The 25,453-nt window shown below is 61.4% G+C and carries 21 protein-coding genes; 18 read left to right on the top strand and 3 right to left on the bottom strand.

Going from position 1 to position 25,453, the window contains the following annotated elements; translation table 11 throughout:
- Positions 1-410: 410 nt before the first annotated feature.
- Positions 411-1,316, top strand: a complete 906-nt coding sequence (locus tag HBO23_RS25070) for a hypothetical protein (RefSeq protein WP_170040132.1) — start codon at positions 411-413, stop codon at positions 1,314-1,316.
- A 161-nt stretch (positions 1,317-1,477) separates the two neighbouring features.
- On the opposite strand, the gene HBO23_RS25065 is transcribed toward HBO23_RS25070, so the two are convergent.
- Entirely contained in the window at positions 1,478-2,719 is a 1,242-nt protein-coding gene (locus HBO23_RS25065) for a multidrug effflux MFS transporter (RefSeq protein WP_170040130.1), read from the bottom strand.
- 94 nt (positions 2,720-2,813) lie between these two features.
- Between HBO23_RS25065 and HBO23_RS25060 the strand changes: the two genes are divergently transcribed.
- From HBO23_RS25060 to HBO23_RS25040, 5 genes are all read left to right on the top strand, one after another.
- Complete coding sequence (locus tag HBO23_RS25060) at positions 2,814-4,235, top strand: PLP-dependent aminotransferase family protein (RefSeq protein WP_170040128.1); 1,422 nt, start codon at positions 2,814-2,816, stop codon at positions 4,233-4,235.
- 26 nt (positions 4,236-4,261) lie between these two features.
- Positions 4,262-4,600, top strand: coding sequence for a hypothetical protein (locus HBO23_RS25055; protein WP_138454360.1), 339 nt, complete (start codon positions 4,262-4,264; stop codon positions 4,598-4,600).
- Between the two features lie 96 nt (positions 4,601-4,696).
- Complete coding sequence (locus tag HBO23_RS25050) at positions 4,697-5,935, top strand: TolC family protein (RefSeq protein ID WP_170040126.1); 1,239 nt, start codon at positions 4,697-4,699, stop codon at positions 5,933-5,935.
- Positions 5,928-7,157 (top strand): efflux RND transporter periplasmic adaptor subunit, encoded by a 1,230-nt coding sequence (locus HBO23_RS25045; RefSeq protein ID WP_170040124.1) that lies wholly within the window; start codon positions 5,928-5,930, stop codon positions 7,155-7,157. The genes HBO23_RS25050 and HBO23_RS25045 overlap by 8 nt, the downstream gene beginning before the upstream one ends.
- Positions 7,154-10,264 (top strand): efflux RND transporter permease subunit, encoded by a 3,111-nt coding sequence (locus HBO23_RS25040; protein ID WP_170040122.1) that lies wholly within the window; start codon positions 7,154-7,156, stop codon positions 10,262-10,264. The genes HBO23_RS25045 and HBO23_RS25040 overlap by 4 nt, the downstream gene beginning before the upstream one ends.
- 194 nt (positions 10,265-10,458) lie before the next feature.
- On the opposite strand, the gene HBO23_RS25035 is transcribed toward HBO23_RS25040, so the two are convergent.
- Together HBO23_RS25035 and HBO23_RS25030 are read right to left on the bottom strand one after the other, a co-directional pair.
- A complete protein-coding gene (locus HBO23_RS25035) occupies positions 10,459-11,367 on the bottom strand; it encodes a MurR/RpiR family transcriptional regulator (protein ID WP_017136418.1) in 909 nt (302 codons plus the stop codon).
- A gap of 82 nt (positions 11,368-11,449) precedes the next feature.
- Positions 11,450-11,653: a hypothetical protein gene (locus tag HBO23_RS25030; protein ID WP_138450968.1), complete on the bottom strand. Its 204-nt coding sequence runs from the start codon at positions 11,651-11,653 to the stop codon at positions 11,450-11,452.
- On the opposite strand from HBO23_RS25030, the gene iolC reads away from it, so the two are divergent.
- From iolC to HBO23_RS24970, 12 genes are all read left to right on the top strand, one after another.
- Positions 11,652-13,589 (top strand): 5-dehydro-2-deoxygluconokinase, encoded by a 1,938-nt coding sequence (gene iolC / locus HBO23_RS25025; protein ID WP_170040120.1) that lies wholly within the window; start codon positions 11,652-11,654, stop codon positions 13,587-13,589. The two genes, HBO23_RS25030 and iolC, sit on opposite strands and share 2 nt — an antisense overlap.
- Positions 13,590-13,764: 175 nt before the next feature.
- A complete protein-coding gene (iolE, locus tag HBO23_RS25020; protein ID WP_099550128.1) occupies positions 13,765-14,655 on the top strand; it encodes a myo-inosose-2 dehydratase in 891 nt (296 codons plus the stop codon).
- A complete protein-coding gene (gene iolB / locus HBO23_RS25015; RefSeq protein ID WP_099550127.1) occupies positions 14,655-15,443 on the top strand; it encodes a 5-deoxy-glucuronate isomerase in 789 nt (262 codons plus the stop codon). The genes iolE and iolB overlap by 1 nt, the downstream gene beginning before the upstream one ends.
- A 26-nt stretch (positions 15,444-15,469) precedes the next feature.
- Positions 15,470-16,291: a TIM barrel protein gene (locus HBO23_RS25010; RefSeq protein ID WP_170040118.1), complete on the top strand. Its 822-nt coding sequence runs from the start codon at positions 15,470-15,472 to the stop codon at positions 16,289-16,291.
- 88 nt (positions 16,292-16,379) lie between these two features.
- Positions 16,380-18,311 carry a 3D-(3,5/4)-trihydroxycyclohexane-1,2-dione acylhydrolase (decyclizing) gene (gene iolD, locus HBO23_RS25005; protein WP_170040116.1) on the top strand — a complete coding sequence of 644 codons (1,932 nt, stop codon included), beginning with the start codon at positions 16,380-16,382 and terminating at the stop codon, positions 18,309-18,311.
- 18 nt (positions 18,312-18,329) lie between these two features.
- On the top strand, positions 18,330-19,340 hold the full coding sequence (locus HBO23_RS25000) for a Gfo/Idh/MocA family oxidoreductase (protein WP_056859439.1): 1,011 nt from the start codon (positions 18,330-18,332) through the stop codon (positions 19,338-19,340).
- 169 nt (positions 19,341-19,509) lie between these two features.
- Positions 19,510-20,538, top strand: a complete 1,029-nt coding sequence (locus HBO23_RS24995) for a Gfo/Idh/MocA family oxidoreductase (protein WP_170040114.1) — start codon at positions 19,510-19,512, stop codon at positions 20,536-20,538.
- A 127-nt stretch (positions 20,539-20,665) separates the two neighbouring features.
- Positions 20,666-20,842: a hypothetical protein gene (locus tag HBO23_RS24990; protein WP_163005443.1), complete on the top strand. Its 177-nt coding sequence runs from the start codon at positions 20,666-20,668 to the stop codon at positions 20,840-20,842.
- 48 nt (positions 20,843-20,890) lie between these two features.
- Positions 20,891-21,820, top strand: coding sequence for a sugar ABC transporter substrate-binding protein (locus tag HBO23_RS24985; protein WP_099550124.1), 930 nt, complete (start codon positions 20,891-20,893; stop codon positions 21,818-21,820).
- Positions 21,821-21,883: 63 nt separating this feature from the next.
- Entirely contained in the window at positions 21,884-23,437 is a 1,554-nt protein-coding gene (locus tag HBO23_RS24980) for a sugar ABC transporter ATP-binding protein (RefSeq protein WP_170040112.1), read from the top strand.
- 31 nt (positions 23,438-23,468) lie between these two features.
- Positions 23,469-24,491: an ABC transporter permease gene (locus HBO23_RS24975; protein WP_026013640.1), complete on the top strand. Its 1,023-nt coding sequence runs from the start codon at positions 23,469-23,471 to the stop codon at positions 24,489-24,491.
- A gap of 461 nt (positions 24,492-24,952) precedes the next feature.
- Positions 24,953-25,357: a TraR/DksA C4-type zinc finger protein gene (locus tag HBO23_RS24970; protein WP_003191666.1), complete on the top strand. Its 405-nt coding sequence runs from the start codon at positions 24,953-24,955 to the stop codon at positions 25,355-25,357.
- Positions 25,358-25,453 lie beyond the last annotated feature (96 nt).

Genomic DNA, 25,453 nt, shown 5'->3' with positions numbered 1-25,453 from the left:
GGATTACCTGGTGAGCGATTCACACTAGAAGTGGGGTCATTTTGCCAAGAAGTAGCTGAATGTTTCCTAAATTAAACTTCATCTTGGCAAAACCACCACAAATATCCGGGTTGCACACAATCATTGTGGGAGCTGGCTTGCCTGCGATAGCGGTGTGTCAGAGACAAAATATCAACCTGGAAGACCGCTATCGCAGGCAAGCCAGCTCCCACAGTGAGCGGGTTTGCAGGGAGATTGCATAAAGCACGCCCGCCACTGCTGTTTCTTGCAAGTTGCACGGTCCTGCGAAGTTCAAATTACTTAACTCGTTGAAATAACATGATTTTAATTTTTGGCCCGGCTGGCACGCTGCCTGCACTGTCCCTTTTGAGACTTGTAACACTATTTTTCCTGCCGGGAGCAAAACAACAATGATCACATCGTCATCCACGCTGCAAGAGTCAAGCGCGCGCTCTGGGGTTTCCTGGGGCGCAATCTTTGCCGGGGCCGCTGCGGCGGCTGCACTGTCGCTTATCCTGGTGCTGTTGGGCTTCGGCCTGGGCTTTTCGGCGGTGTCGCCGTGGGCCGACAGCGGCATGAGCGCCAAGGGGCTGGGTATTTCCACGATTATCTGGCTGGCATTCACCCAAATCGTCGCTTCGGGCCTGGGCGGTTACATTGCCGGCCGGTTGCGTGTGAAGTGGGCGAATATGCATGGCGATGAAGTGTACTTTCGCGACACGGCCCATGGTTTCCTCGCCTGGGCCGTCGCAACCCTGGTCACCGCGGTACTGGTGGTCGGTTCGGTCAGCAGCGTGGTCAGTGGCGGCGTGAAAGCCGGTGCCAGTGTCGCAGCAGGTGCCGCCAGCGGCATCAGCCAGGCCGCCGGTAGCGCAGCCAAGGGCGCCAACAGCGGCGACTTCGACTACTACGTCGACAGCCTGTTCCGCGATGACCGCCCAGCTGCCGTCAGCGATGACGCGGTACACGGCGTGGTCGCACGCATCCTCACCCGCACCCTGAGCAACGACGGCCAATTGGCACCGGAGGACCGTGCCTACCTGGCCCAGTTGATCAGCCAGCGCACCAACCTCAGCCAGGCCGACGCCGGAGCGCGTATTGACAAGGTCTACGGCGAAGCCCGTAAAGCCATTGACGATGCCAAGCTCAAAGCCAAGCAAGCGGCCGATACTGCCGCCAAAGTCGCTGCCTACACCTCGCTGTGGACCTTTGTGGCCCTGTTGATCGGCGCGTTCTTTGCCAGCTTCGCAGCAACCTTCGGCGGTCGTCGTCGGGATGCTGTGGTGTACGTCGAAACCGAAAACTACGTTCGTTAATTCAAGGAGAACATCATGCGCTCATTACTACTGTGGTTCCTCGGCGTGCCGATTCCGGTGATCATCCTGATCGCGATTTTCATGCACTGATTCAGGTTAACTGTGGGAGCGGCGGTGCGACGACTCGACTTGCCCGCGATGACGGAGTGTAAGTTGATGGTTTATCTAACTGACACACCGCTATCGCGGGCAAGTCGAGTCGTCGCACCACCGCTCCCACATTTGGTTTTGTGTAATGTCAGCCAGCTTGTGATAAGAAGCGCGCTCGCCGCTGCGGTCATGATCACCAAGGGCAGTGAAGTGCCATCCGACAACAACCCCGTCACCCAGCTGCTCACCGCCGTCAGGATCATCTGGATAAAAAAGAACAACCCCGACGCCGTCCCCGCAATCGCGCCATAGGGCTGCAGCACCGACAGCTGGCAGGCCGGAATCACCATCCCCACCGACACCATGATCACCACCATCGGCAGCACAATCGCCAGCCATTCTCCCGGCAGCGCGAGGGTCGCCATCGCCAGCAAAACACTGCCCAGCACATTCAGGCCGATCCCAGCGTTGATCAAGTGGTCGGGCTCGAAGCGCAATACCAAACGGCGAAACAGGTTCGCCCCGAGCATGTAGCCGCTGATCGTCGCGGCGAATACCAGCGCGTATTCCGTGGCCGTCAGTTGGTAGCCGCGCTGCAACAGCGAAGACGACTCGCTGATAAACGGAAAATACGTGCTGTACACACAGCCGATGGCCAAGGCGTACCGCAGGAAATAGCGGTCGCGCAGCAGTTGGCCATACACGCGCAGCAGGTTGCTCGGCGGCGCAGCGGCAACTTCGGTCGGGCGGGTTTCCGGCAGGCGGCGGTAAACCACCAGGTACAGCACGGCGCCGATCACGGCCAGCAGCCCAAACAAGCCACGCCAGTTGATCAAGGGCAGCATCAGGCTGCCAAGCACCGGCGCGGCCATCGGCGAGATGGCCATGGCCATGGAGATCAGGCCGAGCAGACGCGCCTGTTCGTGGCGGTCGAAGTAATCGCGCACGATCACCCGACCGATCACCGTGGTACAGCAGCCGCCGAGGGCCTGGAACAGCCGGGCGATCACCAGCACGCCGAGGTTGTCGGCCTGGGCGCAGGTCACCGTCGCCACCACGTACAGCAGCAGCCCGGCCAGCAAGACCGGGCGCCGGCCGAAGCGGTCGGTCAACGGGCCGCTGACCAGCAGGGAAATCGCCGAACCCAAGGTGTACAGCGTGAGGGTCAATTGCAGTTGGCTGTCGCTGCTGTGGAAGTAGTCGGCCATGGCGGGCAAGGCTGGCAGGTGCAGGTCGAGGGTGAGACGGGGCAGGGCGATCAGCACGGTCAGCAGGACCAGCCAGAACCCGGTGGAGAGGGCGCGTTGAGTCATGGGAAGCTTCTTTGCTAACGAGTAGAGCCTGAACTCTAACGACTTTGTGGTTTAATTCTTTGAGCCGCTTATGGCTTAAAACACTGGACCACTTATGCGCCGAGGAAAAACCGCCGCCATCTTGGACTTGCCGCGCCCGGATACGCTGGACGTCAGCAAGCAGCAGGGTGCCTATGACGCGTTGCGCGCCGCCATCCTCAATCGCCAGTTGCCGGTGGGCAGCCGCTTGCCCTCGACCCGCAGCCTGGCCGAGCGTTGGTTGGTGTCGCGTGGCACCCTGGAGGCGGCGTTCGAGCGCTTGCACAGCGAGGGGTATGTCGAGCGCGTGGCGGGCTCCGGCACGCGGGTGAGTGCAGTGATCCCCGAGGAGTTTATCGCGGCCCCGGCGCCGAGCAGCAAACCGCGCCGCTTGGCCGTGCCTGATCAGCCCGACGCCGGCGTGCAAAGCCACGTGCCTTTTGTGGCCCGGCGCCCGGATGCCAGTCTGTTCGACTTGAAAACCTGGGCACGCTGTATTTCCCGTGGCTTGCTGTCGGCGGGGCCGGGTGCGCTGGAGGCCGCGCACCCGGCCGGGTTACCGGCGTTGCGCGAGAAAATCGCCGACTACCTGCGCAGTTACCGCGGCATGCACTGCGAGGCGGATGAGGTGATTGTCACCACGGGCATTCGTCACGCCCTCGACCTGATCGCGCGCACGCTGCTCAAACCCGGCGACACGGCATGCGTCGAAGACCCAGGCTATAAGCCTGCGCGGCGCCTGTTCAGCCTGGCTGGCGCGCAGGTTCAATCGATCCCGGTCACGGCCGAAGGCCTCGACACCGACCAACTCCCAGCCACGGCGCGGTTGGCTTACGTGTCGCCTGCCCACCAGGCGCCCTTGGGCATGACCTTGTCGGTCTCGCGCCGCCTGGCATTGCTGGACTGGGCTGCTCGCGCTGACGCCTGGGTGGTCGAAGACGATTACGACAGCGAATACAACTACAACAGCGCGCCGCTGGCCGCGCTCAAATCCCTCGATTCCGGCGACCGGGTAATCTATTGCGGCAGCTTCAACAAGAACCTGTTTCCCGGCTTGCGTGTGGGTTTCATGGTGGTGCCCAGGGCGCTGCGGCCTGCGTTATTGCACACTTCACAATGGACCGGGCATTCGGTGGGCGCCACGGATCAATTGGGCTTGGTCGAATTCCTGGGCAGTGGGGCGTTTGTGCGTCATTTGCGCGCTTCACGCCAGGCTTATCAGGCGCGCCGCGATGCATTGCTCGCCTGCCTGCCGGACGGCTGCACGGTCAGCGGCCAGCAGGCCGGGTTGCATTTTGTGCTGTGGTTGCCGGCAGGCGTCTGCGAGGCGGATTTTTGTAGCCGCGCTGCCGCCGTCGGCCTGACTTTGCAGCCGTTGGGCAAGTTCTGTGACGAGGCCAGCCTGTCGCCTGCGGTGATCATCGGCTACACCGCGCTGACCCTGGCGCAGATTCGTTTTCACGGCCGAGTTCTCACGAAATTGTTAATGGCGGCTTAACCGCCCCTTGGCTAGACTCGCGCCCCATGAGCCGCCTCCTGCGTTTAATCCTGGTCATGCTGTTAAGCCTCACGCTTCCCCTGACCGGGATGGCGGGAGTGCCGTCGAGCACCGAGCCGTGCCCGATGAAGATGGCAGACATGCAGGTGATGACCGACATGAGCCCCGACTGCTGCCAGGACGGCTTTGATCACGGCAAAGTCTGCAAGCCGGGCCAGGAATGCAAGACCGGCGGCCTGCTGCAATTGTCCCTGGCGGTGCTCAAGGCACCGCTGGCACGCGCTCATCCTTTGGCCATCGGCCACACATCTGATTTTATCCCCGACCGCACGCCCTCCGGCGTCTGGCGCCCGCCGCGTAGCTGATTCCTGTTGCATCTGAAAACCCATCCCCATTGCGGGATGGCCTTGCTGTGGGCCGCATAACGCGGCGAGCAGTGGAACAGATCAGGAATCTTTACGATGAATTCCCTCTATGTGCGCGCCCTGGTGGTGGGCGTGCTGGTGTGGCCGGTGCTCGCCTCGGCGCTGACCCTGGATGAGGCCCTGCGCCTGGCGCAGAACAACGCGCCTTCGCTGGTGGCTGAATCCGCCAAGCTGCAAGCCGCGACACACGCGGCGATTCCGGCCGGCGAATTGCCCGACCCGAAACTGCTGGTGGGCCTGCAGAATTTTCCCATCGGCGGGCCGAATCGCGGCACGTTGTATGGCGATGACATGACGCAACAAATGATCGGCCTGCAGCAACAGGTGCCCAGCCGCGACAAGCGCAAAGCCCGGGTCGAGCTGGCTGATGCAACCATAGAACGCACCGTCGCCGAAGGGCGCATCGAGCGCCTTAACGTGCGCCAGGCCACTGCGCAGGCGTGGATCCGTGCTTACGCGGTGGAGCGCAAAGAGGCCTTGTTCCAAGACTTCTATCAGCAGAACCGCCTGCTGCAAGACAGCGTGCGCGCGCAGTTGGCCGGCGGGCGCGGCCAGGCGTCCGATGCGGTGATTCCCAAACAGGAAGCCGCCGAATTGGCGGGCCGTGAGGACGAGCTGACCCAGCAACGTGCCCAGGCCCGCGCTGCCCTCAAGCGCTGGATCGGCGCCGCCGCCAATCAAGCCCCCAGCGGCCAGTTACCCAATTGGAGCATCGACAGCCACGGCTACAGCCACAACCTGCATCAACACCCCGAACTGCAAGCCTTCGTGCCGCGCACCCGCGAGGCGCAGGCGCGCGTGCAGGAGGCCAAGGCGCAAAAGACCTCGGACTGGAGCTGGGAAGTCGACTACGGGCACCGCAGCCGTGAGTACGGCGACATGGTCACGCTGCAATTGAGTTTTGACCTGCCGATCTTTCCCGGTCGCCGACAAAGCCCAGGCATCGCGGCCAAGCAGGCCGAGTTGGACCAACTCGACGCCGAACGCGAAGCCGCCACCCGCGAACACACGCAGATGCTCGACGACGACCTGGCGGTTTACCAGCGCCTGGACCGCGCCGTGCAGCGCAGCCAGGACAGCCTGGTGCCGCTGGCCGAAGAAAAAGTCACCCTCAGCCTGGCCGGTTATCGCGCCGGCAAGGGCGATTTGCTCACGGTGGTCGGCGCTCGCCGTGAGCTGGTCGAGGCCCGCTTCAAACAGATTGATGCCATCGAACAGCGCGCCCTGATCGGCGCCCAGCTGTATTTCGCTTACGGGGAACCCAGTCATGAATAATCCAATTGTCGCAGCACTGGTGCTGCTGGGTCTGGGCGCGGGCTATGGGCTGGCGCAATTTCTCTCGGTGGCGTCTGTTGCACCCAAGGACGACAAACCGGCGCTGTACTGGTACGACCCGATGTACCCGCAGCAGAAGTTCGATAAACCCGGCAAGTCACCGTTTATGGACATGCAACTGGTGCCGCGTTATGCCGAAGGCACGGCGGCTGCGGATACGCCGGCAGTGCAGATTGACCCAAGGCAAACCCAGAACATCGGCGTGCGCCTGGCGAGCGTCAGCCGGGGTGTGCTGACGTCGACCCTGGAGCTGTCGGGCATCCTCGCGTTCAACGACCGTGACGTGGCGGTGGTGCAGGCGCGGGCTGCCGGGTTCGTCGAGCGCGTCTATGCGCGGGCACCGGGTGATGTGCTCAAGGCCGGCGCGCCGTTGGCAGACCTGTTGATCCCCGAATGGGCGCCAGCCCAGGAAGAATTTCTGAGCCTGCGCCACAGCGGCGACAGTGGGTTGATCGCGGCAGCCCGGCAACGGTTGCGTCTGAGCGGCATGCCGACCGGGTTGATCCAGCAGATGGAGCGCAGCGGCCGGGTGCAGTCGGTGTTGACCGTCACCAGCCCGTTGAGCGGCGCCCTGCAAAGTTTGGAGGTGCGCGAAGGCATGACGCTGGCGGCAGGGCAGACCCTGGCGCGTATCAATGGCCTGGATCAGGTGTGGCTGCAGGTTGCCGTGCCCGAAGCCCAGGGCTCGACCTTGGCCGTGGGGCAAACCGTGCAGAGCCGTTTTGTCGGTTTGCCGGGCAAAACCGTCGACGGCACCATCAGCGCGATTTTGCCGGCCACCGCCATGGACAGCCGTACTGTGCAAGTGCGTGTCGAGTTGCCCAACCCCGACGGCAACCTGCGTCCCGGCATGACCGCGCAGGTGCGCCTGGCGCAAACCAGCGGGCAAGCGGTGTTGCAAGTGCCCAGTGAAGCCTTGATCCGCACCGGCAAGCGCGTGCTGGTGATGCTGGCCGAGGAGGGCGGGCGCTATCGCCCGGTAGAGGTTGAAGTGGGCGTAGAAAATCAGGACCAAACCGTGATCCTCGGCGGCTTGCAAGAAGGCCAGCAGGTGGTCGCCTCCGGCCAATTCCTGCTCGATTCCGAAGCCAGTTTAAGCGGTATAACCGCGCCAACATCCGACATGTCGGGCATGAGCATGCAGCCAGGAGCCCAGCCATGATCGCCTTGCTGATTCGCTGGTCGGTGGCCAACCGGTTTCTGGTGCTGCTCGCGACCTTGTTCATCACCGCGTGGGGCGTGTGGGCGGCGCAAAATACGCCGGTGGATGCCTTGCCGGACCTCTCGGATGTGCAGGTGATCATCCGCACGCCGTACCCGGGCCAGGCGCCGCAAATTGTCGAAAACCAGGTCACTTACCCGATGACCACCACCATGCTGTCGGTACCGGGCGCCAAGACCGTGCGCGGTTTTTCGTTCTTCGGCGACAGCTATGTGTACGTGCTGTTCGACGAAGGCACTGACCTGTATTGGGCGCGCTCGCGGGTGCTGGAATACCTCAGCCAATTGCAGGCGCGGCTGCCCGCATCGGCCAAGCCATCGTTGGGGCCGGACGCCACCGGGGTGGGCTGGATCTACCAGTACGCCTTGGTGGACCGCAGCGGCCAGCAGGACTTGGCGCAACTGCGTGCGCTGCAGGACTGGTTCCTCAAGTTCGAACTCAAGACCCTGCCGAATGTGGCCGAAGTGGCGACCATCGGCGGCCAGGTCAAGCAGTACCAGGTACAGCTCGACCCGCTGGCCATGGCGAGTCGCGGCGTTACCCAGGCGCAGGTCAAAGAGGCTATCGACAAGGCCAACCAGGAAACCGGCGGCTCGGTGCTGAACATGGGCGAGTCCGAATACGTGGTGCGCGCCTCCGGCTACCTGAAAACCCTGGCGGATTTTCGCGCGATTCCCCTGCGGCTCGGCACCAACAACGTGCCGGTGAGCCTTGGCGACGTGGCAAACATTCAACTTGGCCCGGACCTGCGTCGGGGCATCAGTGAGCTGGACGGCGAGGGCGAAGCCGTCGGCGGCGTGGTGATCCTGCGCAGCGGCAAAAATGCGCGTGAGGCCATTGCAGCGGTCAAGACCAAGCTGGAACAACTGAAAAGCAGCCTGCCGCCCGGCGTGGATATTGTCACCACCTACGATCGCAGCAAGTTGATCGACCGCGCCGTGGATAACCTCAGCCACAAGCTGTTGGAGGAGTTTTTGGTGGTGGCGCTGGTGTGCGGGATTTTTCTCTGGCACCTGCGTTCATCTCTGGTGGCGATTATTTCGCTGCCGGTGGGCGTATTGATCGCCTTTATCGTCATGCGCTTTCAGGGCATCAACGCCAACATCATGTCGCTCGGCGGCATCGCGATTGCCATCGGCGCAATGGTGGATGCGGCGGTGGTGATGATTGAAAACGCCCACAAGAAAATCGAGGCCTGGCACCACGCCAATCCTGGCCGGGAACTGAAAGGTGAGGACCACTGGAGGGTCATGACCGACGCGGCGGTGGAAGTAGGGCCTGCGCTGTTTTTCTGCCTGCTGATCATCACGTTGTCGTTTATTCCGGTGTTCACGTTGCAAGCCCAGGAAGGCCGGCTGTTCGGCCCGTTGGCTTACACCAAGACCTACGCCATGGCGGCAGCGGCCGGGTTGTCGGTGACCTTGGTCCCGGTGTTGATGGGCTACTGGATTCGCGGGCGCATTCCCGATGAGCAGCGCAACCCGCTCAATCGTGGCTTGATCAAACTCTACCAGCCGGCCCTCGATGCGGTGCTGCGCTGGCCGCGCCTGACCTTGCTGGTGGCGCTGCTGATGGTGGCGAGCGCGCTGTGGCCGGTGACGAAACTTGGTGGTGAGTTCCTGCCGCCGCTGGACGAGGGCGACTTGCTCTACATGCCGTCGGCGCTGCCGGGGCTGTCGACGCAAACCGCCGGTGAGTTGCTGCAACGTACTGACCGGCTGATCAAGACCGTACCGGAAGTGGCGCACGTGTTCGGCAAGGCCGGTCGCGCCGAAACCGCCACCGACCCGGCACCGCTGGAGATGTTTGAAACCACGATTGAGTTCAAGCCCAAGGACCAATGGCGCCCCGGCATGACCCCGGAAAAACTGGTGAAGGAGCTGGACCGTGTGGTGCAGGTGCCGGGCCTGACCAATATCTGGATCCCGCCGATCCGCAACCGCATCGACATGCTCGCCACCGGCGTCAAAAGCCCGATTGGTGTGAAGGTCGCGGGCGCCAGCCTGATGCAGATCGACGCGGTGACCCAGGCTGTGGAGAAGGTTGCCAGGACCGTGCCCGGTGTGAGTTCGGCACTGGCTGAGCGGTTGACCGGCGGGCGCTATATCGACGTGGATATCGACCGTTCGGCCGCTGCGCAATATGGGCTGAATATCGCCGATGTGCAGTCGATTGTGGCGGGCGCGATTGGCGGTGAAACCATTGGCGAAACGGTCGAAGGTCTGGCGCGGTTCCCCATCAGCTTGCGTTACCCCAAGGCGTGGCGCGACTCGCTGCAGGCGCTGGGCAGCCTGCCGATCTACACGCCGCAGGGCAGCCAGATCACCCTCGGCACGGTGGCCAGGCTCAAGATCAGTGACGGCCCGCCGATGCTCAAAAGCGAAAACGCACGGCCTTCCGGCTGGGTGTATATCGACGTGCGTGACCGTGACCTGGCTTCAGTGGTAAAGGACTTGCGTGCGGCGATTGAGCAGCAGGTGCACTTGCAGCCGGGCATGAGCCTCAGTTATTCGGGGCAGTTCGAGTTTCTGGAGCGGGCCAATGAGCGCCTGAAGCTGGTGGTGCCGGCTACCTTGCTGATCATCTTTGTGCTGCTGTACCTGACCTTTCGCCGCGTGGATGAGGCGGTGCTGATTCTGGGCACCTTACCGTTCGCACTGACTGGCGGTGTGTGGTTGCTCTACTGGCTGGGCTTCAATTTGTCGGTGGCCACGGGCGTGGGGTTTATTGCGCTGGCGGGGGTGTCGGCTGAGTTTGGGGTGATCATGCTGTTGTACCTGAAAAACGCCTGGGCTGAGCGTAAGGATGGTGATTTGCTGGCGGCCATTACTGAGGGGGCGGTGTTGCGGGTGAGGCCCAAGGCGATGACCGTGGCCGTTATCATCGCCGGGTTGTTGCCGATTCTGCTTGGAGGTGGGACTGGCAGCGAAGTCATGAGCCGCATTGCTGCGCCGATGATTGGTGGGATGTTGACGGCGCCGTTGCTGTCGCTGTTTGTGATTCCGGCAGCCTACCAACTGATGCGCCGCCCAAAAGCCAAGCGCTGAACAAAATGTGGGAGCTGGCTTGCCTGCGATAGCATCACCTCGATGTATCAGACACACCGAGTGTGATCGTTCCCACGCTCTGCGTGGGAATGCAGCCCTGGACGCTCCGCGTCTGCTTTGAAGAGTCGTGACGCGGAGCGTCACAGGAGGCATTTCCACGCGGAGCGTGGGAACGAACGTTCAGTATCGGCACGTCAGTCGTCAAACCCGACCTGCTCATGAATCTCATCCACCTTCAATTCCAACCGATACGCCACGGCAATAAACAACGCCTGGCACAGGCACAACGTGGCGCTCAAGGAGCGGAAGGCAAACGACGAACCCTCATTCACCAACAACACCGCGTTCGCCCGCTTGGCCAGGGGCGACAGGTTGCTGTCGGTGATGATCAAGGTCTTGGCCTGATGATGCTGGGCGATGCGCAGGCAATGCTGGGTCTCTTTGCCGTAGGGCGTAAAGCTGATCGCAATCACCAGGTCGTTGGCCCGCACGCTGCGCATCTGTTCGCGATAACTGCCGCCCAGGCCCGAGATCAGGTGGATGCGCTTGTTGGTGTGCTGCAGGTTGTAGACCAGGTAATCGGCCACGGCAAACGAGCGGCGCACGCCGACCACGTAGATATTGTCGGCGTTGACCACCAGGTCCACCGCCTTCTCAAACGCCACATCATCCAGTTCCAGCCCCAGGCGCTCGATGCCGGAGAGGGTGGCATTCACGCACTCACGCGCCAGGTCGCCGCCGCTGGCCTTCTGCGACTTGTTGGCGATCATGCTGCGGATGCGCTGCTGGTAGTTCTGCACCGGCGTGGTTTTGTGGGTGTAGGCCTCGCGAAACAGCGCCTGCATCTCGCTGAACCCACTGAAACCGAAGCGCTGGGAAAACCGCACGATGGCCGAAGGGTGCACTTCGCATTCGCGGGCGATGTCGCTGATGCGGTCGACCATGATGCGGTCGCTCTGCTGGCTCATGTAGCTGGCAATGCGTTTGAGCTGGCGCGGCAGGCTTTCGTATTCGTCCGTGATCAGCTGCAACAGGCGTTCGGCATTGATCGGAGGGCTGGCGATCGTATCTTCCAGGGTGGTCTCGGGATCGGTGCGGGACATGGGCAATCCTTCTGGCGTGTTCGTCTGATGCGCTGATGGGTGACGCAAGTCTACAGGGTAGGCGCAAAAAAATACCTCGGCATCACGGCGTCCGTGGGCTGCTGAAACGATGCACGGCGGCTGGCATGCCATTATGCTGGCTTATTGGAAAAAATATTCCACTAAAAATAATTATGGAATAAATATTGATTGCCGCCGCTGGACGTTCTAGTCTGCTTGCACCAAGAGCGTGTGCCGTCACCACGGCGGCACCACGCAGGCTGATAAAAATAACAGGAGCCAGCATGGGCCAGACTCGTTTTGCCAGTGGGCGTCAATTGGATCTGATTTGCCTCGGGCGCCTGGGCGTCGACCTCTATGCACAGCAAGTCGGTGCGCGGCTTGAGGACGTGTCCAGCTTTGCCAAGTACCTCGGCGGTTCCTCCGCCAACATCGCCTTCGGCACGGCGCGGCTGGGCCTCAAGTCGGCGATGTTGAGCCGCGTGGGCGATGACCATATGGGCCGTTTCCTGCTCGAATCCCTGGCCCGTGAAGGCTGTGATGTGAGCGGTATCAAGGTCGACCCGGAGCGCCTCACGGCCCTGGTATTGCTGGGGCTTAAAGACCGCGAAACCTTCCCGCTGGTGTTCTACCGCGAAAACTGCGCCGACATGGCACTGCGCGCCGAAGACATCAGCGAAGCCTTTATCGCCTCCAGCAAAGCCTTGCTGATCACCGGCACACATTTCTCCACCGATGGTGTGTACAAGGCCAGCATCCAGGCGCTGGATTACGCCGCCAAGCACAACGTCAAGCGTGTGCTGGATATCGACTATCGCCCGGTGCTGTGGGGCCTGGCGGGCAAGGCGGATGGCGAAACGCGGTTTGTCGCCGACCAGAACGTCAGCCAGCATGTGCAGAGCATCCTGCCGCGTTTCGACCTGATCGTCGGCACGGAAGAAGAGTTCTTGATCGCCGGTGGCAGTGAAGACCTGCTGACCGCGCTGCGCACCGTGCGTGAACTGACCCCGGCGACCCTGGTGGTCAAGCTCGGCCCGCAAGGTTGCACGGTGATTCACGGCGCCGTCCCGGCGCGCCTGGAAGACGGCGCGATTTACCCCGGCGTGCGGGTTGAAGTGCTCAATGTACTGGGTGCTGGTGACGCCTTCATGTCCGGCTTCCTCAGCGGCTGGCTCAATGACGCCAGCGATGAGCGTTGCAGCCAGTTGGCCAACGCCTGCGGCGGCCTGGTCGTGTCCCGCCACGCTTGCGCGCCGGCCATGCCCACGCCCGCCGAACTGGATTACCTGTTCAACAGCCCGGTGCCCATCACCCGGCCGGACCAGGACGTAACCCTGCAACGCCTGCACCGCGTCACGGTGCCGCGCAAAACCTGGAAGCAGTTGTTTGTGTTTGCCTTCGACCATCGCTGGCAACTGGTGGACCTGGCGCAAAAAGGTGGCCAGGACCTGACCCGTATCAGTGACATCAAGCAGCTGTTTATCCAGGCCATCGAACGTGTGGAAACCAAGCTGGCGCAGCAGGGCATCGACGCCGATGTGGGCCTGCTGGCCGACCAGCGCTTCGGCCAGGATGCACTGAATGCCGCCAGCGGCCGTGGCTGGTGGATCGCGCGCCCGGTGGAGGTGCAGAACTCGCGGCCATTGGCGTTTGAACACGGCCGCTCGGTGGGCAGTAACCTGAGTGCCTGGCCCCAGGAGCAAATCATCAAGTGCCTGGTGCAGTTCCACCCCGACGACGAGCCGATGCTGCGCCTGGAGCAGGAGGCGCAACTCAAGGCGGTGTACGAGGCGTCCCTGGTCAGCGGCCATGAACTGCTGCTGGAAGTCGTGCCGCCCAAGGATCACCCGTCGACCTATCCCGATGTGCTCTATCGCAGCCTCAAGCGCCTGTACAACCTGGGCATATATCCTGCGTGGTGGAAGATCGAGGCGCAGTCGGCCGAAGACTGGAAAAAGCTCGACGAACTGATCCACGAGCGTGACCCGTACTGCCGTGGTGTGGTGCTGCTGGGCCTGAATGCTTCGGCGCAGTTTCTGGCCGATGGCTTTCAGCAAGCCAGCCAAAGCACCACCTGCCGTGGGTTCGCGGTGGGCCGTACGATCTTCCAGGAGCCAAGCCGTGCGTGGATGGCGGGGGAGATTGATGATGAAGGGTTGATTGAGCAAGTGCAGGGCACGTTCGAACAGCTCATCAATGCCTGGCGCAGTTCCAGAAATTAAACACAGTCAAATGTGGGAGCCGCTTGTGTGGGAGCCGGGCTTGCCCGCGATGGTATCGCCTCGGTCTACCCATGAAACCGAGGTGATGCCATCGCAGGCAAGCCAGCTCCCACACAAGCCAGCTCCCACATAAAGCAGATCTCAGTGCTATCTGAAAACAATAAAAGGTGCAGCCATGCCCGCAATCCGAATTGGCATCAACCCGATCTCCTGGAGCAACGACGACCTGCCGGCCCTCGGCGGTGAAACGCCGCTGAGCACCGCGCTCAGCGAAGGCAAGGAGATCGGCTACGAAGGTTTCGAACTCAACGGCAAGTTCCCCAAGGACGCCAAAGGCGTTGGTGATGTGCTGCGTCCTTATGACCTGGCGCTGGTCTCCGGCTGGTACTCCAGCCGCCTGGCGCGCCGTTCGGTGGCCGAAGAAATCGAAGCCATCGCCGGCCATGTCGAGCTGCTCAAACTCAATGGCGCTGACGTGCTGGTATACGGCGAAGTCGCTGACTCGATCCAGGGCTCGAAGGTGCGCCTGATCGAACGCCCGCGTTTTCACAGCGAGCACGCCTGGCAGGAATACGCCGACAAGCTCACTGAGCTGGCGCGTTTCACCCTGTCCCAAGGCGTGCGCCTGGCGTATCACCACCATATGGGCGCCTACGTCGAATCCCCTGAAGACATTGACCAGCTGATGAAACGAACAGGCCCGGAAGTCGGCCTGCTGTTCGATTCGGGCCATTGCTACATGGGTGGCGGCGAACCCCTCGAGGTCCTGCGCAAACACATCGACCGCGTCTGCCACGTGCATTTCAAGGACGTGCGCAAGCCGGTGGTGCAACTGGCGCGCAACCAGATGTGGAGCTTCCCTGACTGCATCGTCAACGGCACGTTCACCGTGCCCGGCGATGGCGACATCGATTTTGCCGAGTTGCTCGATGTGCTGCTGGCTGCCCACTACAAGGGCTGGCTGGTGGTCGAAGCCGAGCAGGATCCGGCCGTGGCGCCTAGCTATATCTATGCCAAAAAAGGCTACGACACCTTGCGTGCGCTGCTCAACGAGAGGACTAAGTGATGAGCTTGTTGGTCAAAAGCAGCAAACGCGGGCAAACCATGGTGGCCCTCGAAGACGGGCGCCTGGAGTACGTGGGTTTTGCCGCGTATCGCTTGAGCCTGGGCGAAACCCTGCCGGTCAGCGCCGGCGATAAAGAGCTGTGCCTGGTGCTGCTCAGCGGGCGCGTCAATATAGAAGGCGAAGGCTTCAATTGGCAGAACCTTGGCGACCGCCAGTCGGTGTTCGAAGACAAATCCCCCTTCGCCGCGTACCTGCCGCCCGGCACCGATGCGCAGATTACCGCCTTGAGCGACGTGCAGATTGCCGTCTGTGCCGCGCCCGGCGCGCCTGGCTTTGAACCGCGCCTGATTCGCCCCGAGCAGTGCAAGCGCAGCGTGCGCGGCAAAGGCGCCAACACCCGCTACGTGTGCGACATCCTGCCTGACAGCGAGCCGGCCCATTCGCTGCTGGTGGTGGAAGTACGCACGCCGTCCGGGCACTCGTCGAGCTACCCGCCGCACAAGCACGACACCGACGACCTGCCGCACCAGAGCTTTCTGGAAGAAACCTATTACCACCAGATCAACCCGCCGCAAGGCTTTGTGTTCCAGCGCGTGTACACCGACGATCGCAGCATCGACCAGGCCATGGCCGTGGAGAACAGCGACCTGGTGGTGGTGCCCAAGGGGTATCACCCGGTCAGCGTGCCGTATGGCTACGAATCGTATTACCTCAACGTGATGGCCGGGCCAAAACGCGCCTGGCATTTCCATAACGACCCGCAGCACAGCTGGCTGCTGGACCTTTAAACGGTTTTGGACGGAGAACAACAACAATGAAGTCGCCGCTACGTTTTGCCCTTAACCGCATGGTCGCCCCCAACCTGTCCCTGCCGGACTTTATCCAGCTGGCCGCGGCCCTCAAGTGCGATGCCATCGAGATTCGCAACGACCTTAAAGGCCATGAAATCGAATACGGCACCCCGGCCAGCCGCGTGCGAGAGTTGTGCGCAGTGCGGGGCATCACGGTGCTGTCGATCAATGCGCTGTACCCGTTTGATGTGTGGAATGACGAGCGTCGCACCCAGGCCATCAAGCTCGCCACCTACGCCCGTGAGTGCGGCGCGCAGGGCTTGGTGATGTGCCCGTTGAATGAGCGCGGCGATACGCGCAACGAGGCCCAGCGTGCCGCCGGTTTGCGCACGGCGCTGAGCGAGCTGGCGCCGATCCTGCGGGAGTACGGCATCCTCGGGTTTATCGAGCCGCTGGGCTTTGAAGAATGTGCCCTGCGCCGCAAGCGCGTTGCTGTGGATGCAATCCAATCCATCGGCGGCCTGGATGTGTTCCGCCTGGTGCATGACACCTTCCACCACCACCTGGCGAGCGAGCAGGAGTTCTTCCCGCAACTGACCGGCCTGGTGCATATCTCCGGGGTAGAAGACGCCGAAGCGCCGCTCAATTCGATTCGTGACGGCCACCGCGTGCTGGTGGGCGAGGGCGATATCCTCGGCAACGCCGCGCAGATCGACACCTTGCTCAGCAGCGGGTACGGCGGTTACCTGTCGTTTGAGCCGTTTGCCGAAAGCGTGCATGGGTTGGCGGATATCCAGCAGGCCATTGGGGCCAGTATCGCCCACCTGCAAAACCCCCGAACCTGACGCCGATTAACCTGTGGGAGCAAGCCAGCCAGCTCCCACATTGAAGCAGTGTTAATCAACCCAATTGCATTCACACAAGGTGCAAGTGATGACCACAACAAGACTGACCATGGCCCAGGCCCTGGTGAAGTTCCTGGATAACCAATACATCGAAGTCGACGGCGTGCAGAGCAAGTTTGTCGCCGGTGTGTTCACGATTTTCGGCCACGGTAATGTGCTGGGACTGGGCCAGGCGCTGGAGCAGGACAGCGGCGACCTGGTGGTGCATCAGGGCCGTAACGAGCAGGGCATGGCCCATGCCGCCATCGGTTTCGCCAAGCAGCATTTGCGTCGCAAGATCTACGCATGCACCGCCTCGGTAGGCCCCGGCGCGGCGAATATGCTCACCGCGGCGGCGACCGCCACGGCCAACCGGATCCCGCTGCTGCTGTTGCCCGGTGATGTGTACGCCAGCCGCCAGCCGGACCCGGTATTGCAGCAGATCGAGCAATTCCATGACCTGAGCATCAGCACCAACGATGCGTTCCGCTCGGTGAGCAAATACTGGGACCGTATCAACCGCCCTGAGCAGCTGATGACGGCGGCGATCCATGCCATGCGCGTGCTCACAGACCCTGCGGAAACCGGCGCCGTGACCCTGGCGCTGCCGCAGGATGTGCAGGCCGAAGCCTGGGACTACCCGGATTATTTCCTGCAAAAACGCGTGCACCGTATTGAGCGGCGTCCGGCCACTGCGGCAATGATCGGCGATGCGCTGGCAGCCTTCCGGGGTAAGCGCAAGCCGTTGATCATCTGTGGCGGCGGTGTGAAGTATTCCGGCGCGAATGCGGCCCTGCAAGCGTTTGCCGAGCGTTTTGAGATTCCCTTCGCCGAAACCCAGGCGGGCAAGAGTGCAGTGGTGTCCAGCCACCCATTGAACGTCGGTGGCATCGGCGAAACCGGCTGCCTGGCGGCGAACCTGTTGGCGCCCGAGGCGGACCTGATCATCGGCATCGGCACGCGTTATACCGATTTCACCACCTCGTCCAAGTCGCTGTTCAAGCATGCCGAGGTGAAGTTTCTTAACCTCAATATCAGCCCGTGCGACGCGTTGAAGCTTGACGGCGTGCAAGTGCTGGCCGATGCGCAAGTGGCCCTTGAGGCGTTGGCTGACGCCTTGGGCGACTACCGCGCCGGCTGGGGCGAGCAGGTCCGCGATGCCAAGGCGCAGTTGGACGCGGAAGTGGATCGCGTGCACCAGGTGCAATACCACGGCGACGATTTTGTGCCGGAGGTGGATGACCACCTGGACCGCGCCGTATTGCGCGAATTTATCGAGCTGACCGGGTCGTGCCTGACCCAGAGCCGTGTACTCGGCGTGTTGAACGACACCCTGGCGGACGATGCGATCATCGTCGCCGCCGCCGGCAGCCTGCCCGGCGACTTGCAACGCGCCTGGCGCAGCAAGGGCGTCAACACCTACCACGTCGAATACGGCTATTCATGCATGGGCTACGAGATCAACGCCGCCCTCGGTGTGAAGCTGGCCGAGCCGAGCAAGGAAGTGTATGCGCTGGTCGGCGATGGCTCTTACATGATGCTGCACTCGGAGCTGGCCACCTCGATCCAGGAGCGGCGCAAGATCAACGTGGTGTTGCTCGACAACATGGCCTTCGGCTGCATCAACAACCTGCAAATCGGCAACGGCATGGACAGCTTCGGCACCGAGTTCCGCTTTCGTAACCCCGAAAGCGGCAAGCTCGACGGCGGCCTGGTGCCGGTGGATTTCGCCATGAGCGCGGCGGCCTATGGCTGCAAGACCTACAAGGTCAGCAGCGTGGAACAGCTTCAGGCGGCGCTGGCCGATGCGCGCACGCAAACGGTGTCCACGCTGATTGATATCAAGGTACTGCCCAAAACCATGGTCCACGGCTACCTGTCGTGGTGGCGGGTGGGCGTGGCGCAAGTGTCCAGCAGTGAACGCACGAATGCCGCCGCGAAAAAACTCAACGAACAGCTGGCCAAGGCCCGGCAGTACTAATAACAAGAGGAGTTGTGTATGTCGTTAAAGCTTGGAGTGATTGGCACCGGCGCTATCGGTCGTGACCATATCCGTCGTTGCAGCCAGACCTTGCTCAATAGCCAGGTGGTGGCGGTAACCGACATCAACCTTGAGCAAGCCGCCAAGGTCGTCGCTGATTTGAAGCTTGCCGCCGAGGTCTATGCCGATGGCCATGCGCTGATCAACTCGCCGCAGGTTGAAGCCATTCTCGTCACGTCCTGGGGGCCGAGCCACGAAGAGTTCGTGCTGGCCGCCATCGCCGCCGGCAAGCCGGTGTTCTGCGAAAAACCGCTGGCGGTGACGGCGCAAGGCTGCCGCAAGATCGTCGACGCCGAACTGGCCTACGGCAAGCGCCTGGTGCAAGTGGGCTTTATGCGCCCGTATGACGAAGGTTATCGCGCCCTCAAGGCCGTGATCGACAGCGGCCAGATCGGCGAGCCGCTGATGCTGCATTGCGCACACCGCAACCCGACGGTGGGCGAGAACTACAAGACGGATATGGCGATCACTGACACCTTGATCCACGAGCTGGATGTGCTGCGTTGGTTGCTCAATGATGACTATGTGTCGGTGCAGGTGGTGTTCCCGCGCAAGTCGAGCAAAGCCCTGGCGCACCTGCGCGACCCGCAGATCGTGCTGTTGGAAACCGCCAAGGGCACGCGCATCGACGTGGAAGTGTTCGTGAACTGCCAGTACGGCTACGACATCCAGTGTGAAGTGGTGGGGGAGACCGGCATCGCCAAACTGCCGGAGCCTTCGCAGGTGCAAATGCGCAGTGGCGCGAAGCTGTCGAATGCCATTTTGATGGACTGGAAGGACCGCTTTATCGGGGCTTACGACGTGGAATTGCAGGCGTTTATCGACAGTGTGCGTGCGGGCCAAGTCGGCGGGCCTTCGGCCTGGGACGGTTTTGCGGCGGCGGTGGCGGCGGATGCATGCATCGAGGCGCAGAACAGTGAGCAGATCGTGAAAGTGAGCTTGCCGGAGCGTCCGCACTTTTACGGCTAATCACAATCTGCCAGGTGGAATGCAGTCAGTGTGGGAGCTGGCTTGCCTGCGATAGCGTCGTGTCAGTCGATGAAGCTGTCACTGATAGACCGCTATCGCAGCGGTGCGACGATTCGACAAGCCAGCTCCCACACTTGATTGGGTTTGCAATTCAACAAGGAAACAACTTATGCGAATCGGACTAGTCGGCTACGGCCACGGAGGGCGCTTTTTTCATGCGCCGCTGATTGCAACCTTGCCCGGTGCGACTTTTGTTGGTGTGGTGACCCGTTCAGCGGAGCGCCGCCAGCAATTGAGTACTGACCTTCCGGGCGTAAAGGCTTTTGACAGCATCGGCCAGATCGTCGAGGCCGGTGTCGACGCGCTGGTGATCTCCACCACCCTCAAAGGCCGCCCGGCGCTGGTGCTGGAAGCCATCGAGCACGGCGTGGCGGTGGTCAGCGACAAACCCTTCGCCAGCAACGCCGAACAGGCCCAGGCGCTGATCACCGCCGCCGAGCGCCAGGGCTCGCTGCTCAGCGTCTACCAGAACCGGCGCTGGGATTCGGATTACCTGACCCTGCGCAAACTGATTGACGCCGGTGCCTTGGGTGAGATCACACGTTTTGAATCCCGCGTCGAACGCTACAGCCCGCAAGCGGTGGGCAATGCCAGTGGCGGCGGCTGGCTGCGTGACCTGGGCAGCCATCTAGTGGACCAGGCGCTGCAATTGTTCGGCCCAGTGGACCGGGTGTTTGCGCAATTGCAGTTCACGCCGCAACACCCCACCCTTGATCACGGTTTTTTCGTCTCCCTGACCCACACCAATGGCGTGATTTCGCACCTGTGGGGCAGCGCCCTGCAAAACAGCCAGGCACCGCGCTTTCGGGTCAGTGGCACCCTGGGTTGTTACACCGTCGATGGGCTGGACGGCCAGGAAGACGCGCTGATGGCCGGCAAGTCGCCAAAAACCGAAGGCGAGCACTGGGGCGCCGAGGAGCATCGACGCTGGGGCTGGTTCGAGCAAGGCGAGGATCGCGAACGAGTGCCATCCGAGAAGGGCTGCTGGACGCAGTTCTATCGCCAGTTGCAACTGGCCGTGCAAGGGCTGGGGCCATTGCCGGTAAGCGCCTATGACGCGCTGGAAACCACCCGTATATTGGACGCCGCACGCCTCAGCGCCGAGCGCCAGCAGGTGGTTTCGACAAAAATAGAATAAAATTCTAAAACATGTTGATATGGAAATTATTTTCTAATGCAGTCTTTTCCAGGTTGCATAAAGTACGTTCGAACTCGATTCGCGCGGCTCAACAAAAACAAGATCAAAAACAACCAGGTACCGTCAGATGAAAATCTTCAACGCTGTACTGCGAGTTTTACGCCCTGCCTCAGCGCCACGCGGTCTGCCCCGCGCCCGGCCGTTTTACTTCTCCTTCCTTAATGTGCTGTGTGTCGAAAACCACGGCGCGCTGGTCTGCTGCATCCCGGGGGCACCGGTGGTTCGATTGCCCGCCGAGCGCTGATAAACGCAACGTCCAAAAAACCAACAAGAAAGTGGAGACAGACCGTTCATGAAGACCCCGATCCGTTTTACCGCGCTGGCCCTGTCCATGTTGCTGGCCAGTGGTGTTGCCTCGGCCGCCGACCTGAAGATTGGCGTGACCATGTCCGCCTTTGATGACACCTTCCTGACCTACCTGCGTGAAGACATGGACAAGCAAGCCAAGTCCTATCCCAAGGGCGATGGTGTGCAATTGCAGTTTGAAGACGCTCGGGCCGATGTGGTCAAGCAACTGAGCCAGGTCGAGAACTTCATCAGCCAGAAGGTCGACGCGATTATCGTCAACCCGGTGGACACCGCCTCGACCGCCAACATCATCAAGGCCGCCACCGCTGCGAAAATCCCGCTGGTGTTCGTCAACCGCCGCCCGGATAGCCCAACCCTGGCCCCAGGCGTGGCAGCGGTGGTGTCCGATGACGTCGAGGCCGGCAAACTGCAAATGCAATACATCGCCGACAAACTCGGCGGCAAGGGCAACATTGTGATTCTGTTGGGCGACCTGGCGAACAACTCCACCACTAACCGTACCAAGGGCGTGAAGGAAGTCCTGACCAAGTACCCCGGCATCAAGATCGAACAGGAACAGACCGGTATCTGGTTGCGTGACAAGGGCATGACCCTGGTTAACGACTGGCTGACCCAGGGCCGCGATTTTGACGCGGTACTGGCCAACAATGACGAGATGGCCATTGGTGCATCCATGGCGCTGAAGTCGGCAGGCAAAAAAGGCGTGTTGATCGCCGGTGTCGACGGCACGCCGGACGGCCTTAATGCGATCACCAAGGGCGACATGACCGTGTCGGCCTTCCAGGATGCCAAGGGCCAGGCCGACAAGTCGGTGGAGACTGCGCGCAAGATGGCTAAAAACGAGCCCATCGAGCAGAACGTGGTGATCCCGTTCAAGCTGATCACGCCGGATAACGTCAAAGACTTCAAGTAGCCCTTCATAACAACAATAAGCAAGCAGGGCGGCCACGGTCGCTCTGCTGATGGAGTACCCGATATGCTTGCTCAAGCCACTGTCTCGCAGCCTCCCGGTCTCCAGCCCGCGCTGCTGGAAGAACCCTACCTGCTGGAAATCGTCAACATCAGCAAAGGCTTTCCCGGCGTTGTGGCCCTGGCCGATGTGCAACTGCGCGTGCGCCCAGGCTCGGTACTGGCGCTGATGGGCGAGAACGGTGCGGGCAAGTCGACGTTGATGAAAATCATCGCCGGCATCTACCAGCCCGACGCCGGGGAAATTCGTCTGCGCGGCAAGCCGATTGTGTTTGAAACACCGCTGGCGGCGCAGAAGGCCGGGATCGCGATGATCCACCAGGAACTCAACCTGATGCCGCACATGAGCATCGCCGAGAACATCTGGATCGGCCGCGAGCAGCTCAATAGCCTGCACATGGTCAACCACCGCGAAATGCACCGCTGCACCGCCGAGTTACTGGCCCGTTTGCGTATCAACCTGGACCCGGAAGAACAGGTCGGCAACCTGAGCATCGCCGAGCGGCAGATGGTCGAGATTGCCAAGGCGGTGTCCTACGACTCCGACATCCTGATCATGGATGAACCGACTTCAGCCATTACCGAAAAGGAAGTGGCCCACCTGTTTTCGATCATTGCCGACCTCAAGTCACAGGGTAAAGGCATCGTCTACATCACGCACAAAATGAACGAAGTGTTTGCCATCGCCGATGAAGTGGCGGTGTTTCGTGACGGCCAGTACATCGGCCTGCAGCGCGCCGACAGCATGAACAGCGACAGCCTGATCTCGATGATGGTCGGCCGCGAGCTGAGCCAGTTGTTCCCGGTGCGCGAGACACCCATCGGCGACTTGCTGCTGTCGGTGCGCGACTTGAGCCTGGACGGCGTGTTCAAGGACGTGTCGTTCGACCTGCATGCCGGTGAAATTCTCGGCATCGCCGGGCTGATGGGCTCGGGGCGCACCAACGTGGCAGAGACCATTTTCGGCATCACTCCAAGTTCCAGCGGCCAGATCACCCTTGATGGCAAGCCGGTGCGCATCACCGACCCGCACATGGCCATCGAGAAGGGCTTTGCGCTGTTGACCGAGGACCGCAAGCTCAGTGGCCTGTTCCCGTGCCTGTCGGTGCTGGAGAACATGGAGATGGCGGTGCTGCCGCATTACTCGGGTAACGGCTTTATCCAGCAAAAAGCCCTGCGCGTGCTGTGCGAAGACATGTGCAAGAAGCTGCGGGTGAAAACCCCGTCACTGGAGCAGTGCATCGACACTCTGTCCGGCGGCAACCAGCAAAAAGCCCTGTTGGCGCGCTGGTTGATGACCAACCCGCGCTTGCTGATCCTCGATGAGCCGACCCGTGGCATTGACGTTGGGGCCAAGGCCGAGATCTATCGCTTGATTTCCTTCCTCGCCAGCGAAGGCATGGCGGTGATCATGATTTCCTCCGAACTGCCGGAAGTGCTGGGCATGAGCGACAGGGTGATGGTGATGCATGAAGGCGAACTGATGGGCACCCTGGATCGCGCCGACGCGACCCAGGAAAAAGTCATGCAGCTGGCTTCCGGTATGACCGTAGTCCACTGACGAACCGCACAGAATAAGAAGGTAATTGGCTATGAACGCAATAACAGACAACAAGCCTGCCACGGCACCGGTCAAGCACCGTCGGCGTTTACCCACCGAGCTGAGTATCTTCCTGGTGTTGATCGGCATCGGCCTGGTGTTTGAGCTATTCGGCTGGATCGTGCGCGACCAGAGCTTCCTGATGAACTCCCAGCGCCTGGTGCTGATGATTCTGCAAGTGTCGATCATCGGCCTGCTGGCGATTGGCGTGACGCAGGTGATCATCACCACGGGTATCGATCTGTCTTCAGGCTCGGTGTTGGCGTTATCGGCGATGATTGCCGCCAGTTTGGCGCAAACCTCGGACTTTTCCCGGGCGGTGTTTCCCAGCCTGACCGACTTGCCGGTGTGGATTCCGGTTGCCATGGGCCTGGGTGTCGGGCTGCTGGCGGGGGCAATCAACGGCAGTATCATTGCGGTGACCGGCATTCCGCCGTTTATTGCGACCCTGGGCATGATGGTCTCGGCCCGTGGCCTGGCGCGCTACTACACCGAAGGCCAACCGGTGAGCATGCTCTCGGATTCGTACACAGCCATCGGCCATGGTGCGATGCCGGTGATTATCTTCCTGGTGGTGGCGGTGATCTTCCATATCGCCCTGCGCTACACCAAGTACGGCAAGTACACCTACGCCATCGGCGGCAACATGCAGGCGGCGCGCACCTCGGGCATCAACGTCAAGCGTCACCTGATCATCGTCTACAGCATCGCCGGTCTGCTGGCGGGCCTGGCCGGTGTGGTGGCCTCGGCGCGTGCCGCCACCGGCCAGGCCGGCATGGGCATGTCTTATGAGCTGGATGCGATTGCGGCGGCGGTGATCGGCGGCACCAGCCTGGCGGGCGGAGTAGGGCGCATCACCGGCACCGTGATCGGTGCGCTGATTCTCGGCGTGATGGCCAGCGGGTTTACCTTTGTGGGTGTGGATGCGTATATCCAGGACATCATCAAGGGGCTGATCATTGTGATTGCGGTGGTGATCGACCAGTATCGCAACAAGCGCAAGCTCAAGCGCTGATACCGATTAACGGGCAACACCTATCCAATGTGGGAGCTGGCTTGTTGTGGCGAGCAAGCTTGCTTGCGCTGGGGTGCGAAGCGCCCCTAAAAAGCCTGCTCCAGCCGCGCTGTCGAACGGGAGCAAGCTCCCTCGCCACAGCAAGCCAGCTCCCACAGCGAGTCTTTATCAGACCGTTCTAACCGTTTGTCTTCTATATAGCTCCACAGCACTGAATTTCTTGCTATAAACGCACTCCGATGACCGTTCGCCAAGCCCGTCCTGGTGCCTTTGGGGGTTAATTGGGAAAAAATGCCTGTCTTTTCAGTTGCTGAGCCTTCCAGTCGGCCTTAGACTGCCGCCCCTCGTAAATTGAGTGCCGGGTGGCGCTTGAAATGGACGGCGCCCTTCCGAGGCCTGCGAAGGTCTGCCGGAACGCTCCCTTATTCGCCTTAATGCACGTATTTTTTATAGAGAAATCAATGACAAAGGAAAAGTTGCTGGCCATGCCGGCGGATGACTACATGAATGCCGAACAGCACGCTTTTTTCGAGAAGTTGCTGCAAGACATGAAAGTGGAACACCACGAGCGCATTGAGCAGAACCGCATCGCCATCGAAAGCCTGGACACCCCGGCAGACCCGGCTGACGCTGCCTCTGTGGAAGAAGAGCGCACCTGGCTGGTAAACGCCATCGACCGCGACCAGCGCATGCTGCCGCAGCTTGAGCGTGCCCTGGAACGCATCAAGGAAGATTCTTTTGGCTGGTGCGATGACAGCGGCGAGCCTATCGGCCTCAAGCGCCTGCTGATCAGCCCGACCACCAAATACTGTATCGAAGCGCAAGAGCGTCACGAGCAGATCGACAAGCACCAGCGCCAGGCCTGATGCGCTGAAGTCGGGCATCGCAGCTGTGATGCCCGAAGAAACACCGGTTACGTCCCTGTCTATTGATCTGCTGCAAGCACCCCACGAAAGGCCCAT

It is taken from the genome of Pseudomonas sp. WS 5532 (assembly GCF_012985445.1).
Classification (GTDB): Bacteria; Pseudomonadota; Gammaproteobacteria; order Pseudomonadales; family Pseudomonadaceae; genus Aquipseudomonas; species Aquipseudomonas edaphica.
This window is presented reverse-complemented; position numbering and strand designations above follow the sequence as displayed.

Excerpts from the sequence above, each read along its gene's own strand:
- HBO23_RS25070 (WP_170040132.1), top strand. The coding sequence starts at position 411 with ATGATCACATCGTCATCCACGCTGCAAGAGTCAAGCGCGCGCTCTGGG.
- HBO23_RS25065 (WP_170040130.1), bottom strand. The coding sequence starts at position 2,719 with ATGACTCAACGCGCCCTCTCCACCGGGTTCTGGCTGGTCCTGCTGACC.
- HBO23_RS25060 (WP_170040128.1), top strand. The coding sequence starts at position 2,814 with ATGCGCCGAGGAAAAACCGCCGCCATCTTGGACTTGCCGCGCCCGGAT.
- HBO23_RS25055 (WP_138454360.1), top strand. The coding sequence starts at position 4,262 with ATGAGCCGCCTCCTGCGTTTAATCCTGGTCATGCTGTTAAGCCTCACG.
- HBO23_RS25050 (WP_170040126.1), top strand. The coding sequence starts at position 4,697 with ATGAATTCCCTCTATGTGCGCGCCCTGGTGGTGGGCGTGCTGGTGTGG.
- HBO23_RS25045 (WP_170040124.1), top strand. The coding sequence starts at position 5,928 with ATGAATAATCCAATTGTCGCAGCACTGGTGCTGCTGGGTCTGGGCGCG.
- HBO23_RS25040 (WP_170040122.1), top strand. The coding sequence starts at position 7,154 with ATGATCGCCTTGCTGATTCGCTGGTCGGTGGCCAACCGGTTTCTGGTG.
- HBO23_RS25035 (WP_017136418.1), bottom strand. The coding sequence starts at position 11,367 with ATGTCCCGCACCGATCCCGAGACCACCCTGGAAGATACGATCGCCAGC.
- iolC (WP_170040120.1), top strand. The coding sequence starts at position 11,652 with ATGGGCCAGACTCGTTTTGCCAGTGGGCGTCAATTGGATCTGATTTGC.
- HBO23_RS25030 (WP_138450968.1), bottom strand. The coding sequence starts at position 11,653 with ATGCTGGCTCCTGTTATTTTTATCAGCCTGCGTGGTGCCGCCGTGGTG.
- iolE (WP_099550128.1), top strand. The coding sequence starts at position 13,765 with ATGCCCGCAATCCGAATTGGCATCAACCCGATCTCCTGGAGCAACGAC.
- iolB (WP_099550127.1), top strand. The coding sequence starts at position 14,655 with ATGAGCTTGTTGGTCAAAAGCAGCAAACGCGGGCAAACCATGGTGGCC.
- HBO23_RS25010 (WP_170040118.1), top strand. The coding sequence starts at position 15,470 with ATGAAGTCGCCGCTACGTTTTGCCCTTAACCGCATGGTCGCCCCCAAC.
- iolD (WP_170040116.1), top strand. The coding sequence starts at position 16,380 with ATGACCACAACAAGACTGACCATGGCCCAGGCCCTGGTGAAGTTCCTG.
- HBO23_RS25000 (WP_056859439.1), top strand. The coding sequence starts at position 18,330 with ATGTCGTTAAAGCTTGGAGTGATTGGCACCGGCGCTATCGGTCGTGAC.
- HBO23_RS24995 (WP_170040114.1), top strand. The coding sequence starts at position 19,510 with ATGCGAATCGGACTAGTCGGCTACGGCCACGGAGGGCGCTTTTTTCAT.
- HBO23_RS24990 (WP_163005443.1), top strand. The coding sequence starts at position 20,666 with ATGAAAATCTTCAACGCTGTACTGCGAGTTTTACGCCCTGCCTCAGCG.
- HBO23_RS24985 (WP_099550124.1), top strand. The coding sequence starts at position 20,891 with ATGAAGACCCCGATCCGTTTTACCGCGCTGGCCCTGTCCATGTTGCTG.
- HBO23_RS24980 (WP_170040112.1), top strand. The coding sequence starts at position 21,884 with ATGCTTGCTCAAGCCACTGTCTCGCAGCCTCCCGGTCTCCAGCCCGCG.
- HBO23_RS24975 (WP_026013640.1), top strand. The coding sequence starts at position 23,469 with ATGAACGCAATAACAGACAACAAGCCTGCCACGGCACCGGTCAAGCAC.
- HBO23_RS24970 (WP_003191666.1), top strand. The coding sequence starts at position 24,953 with ATGACAAAGGAAAAGTTGCTGGCCATGCCGGCGGATGACTACATGAAT.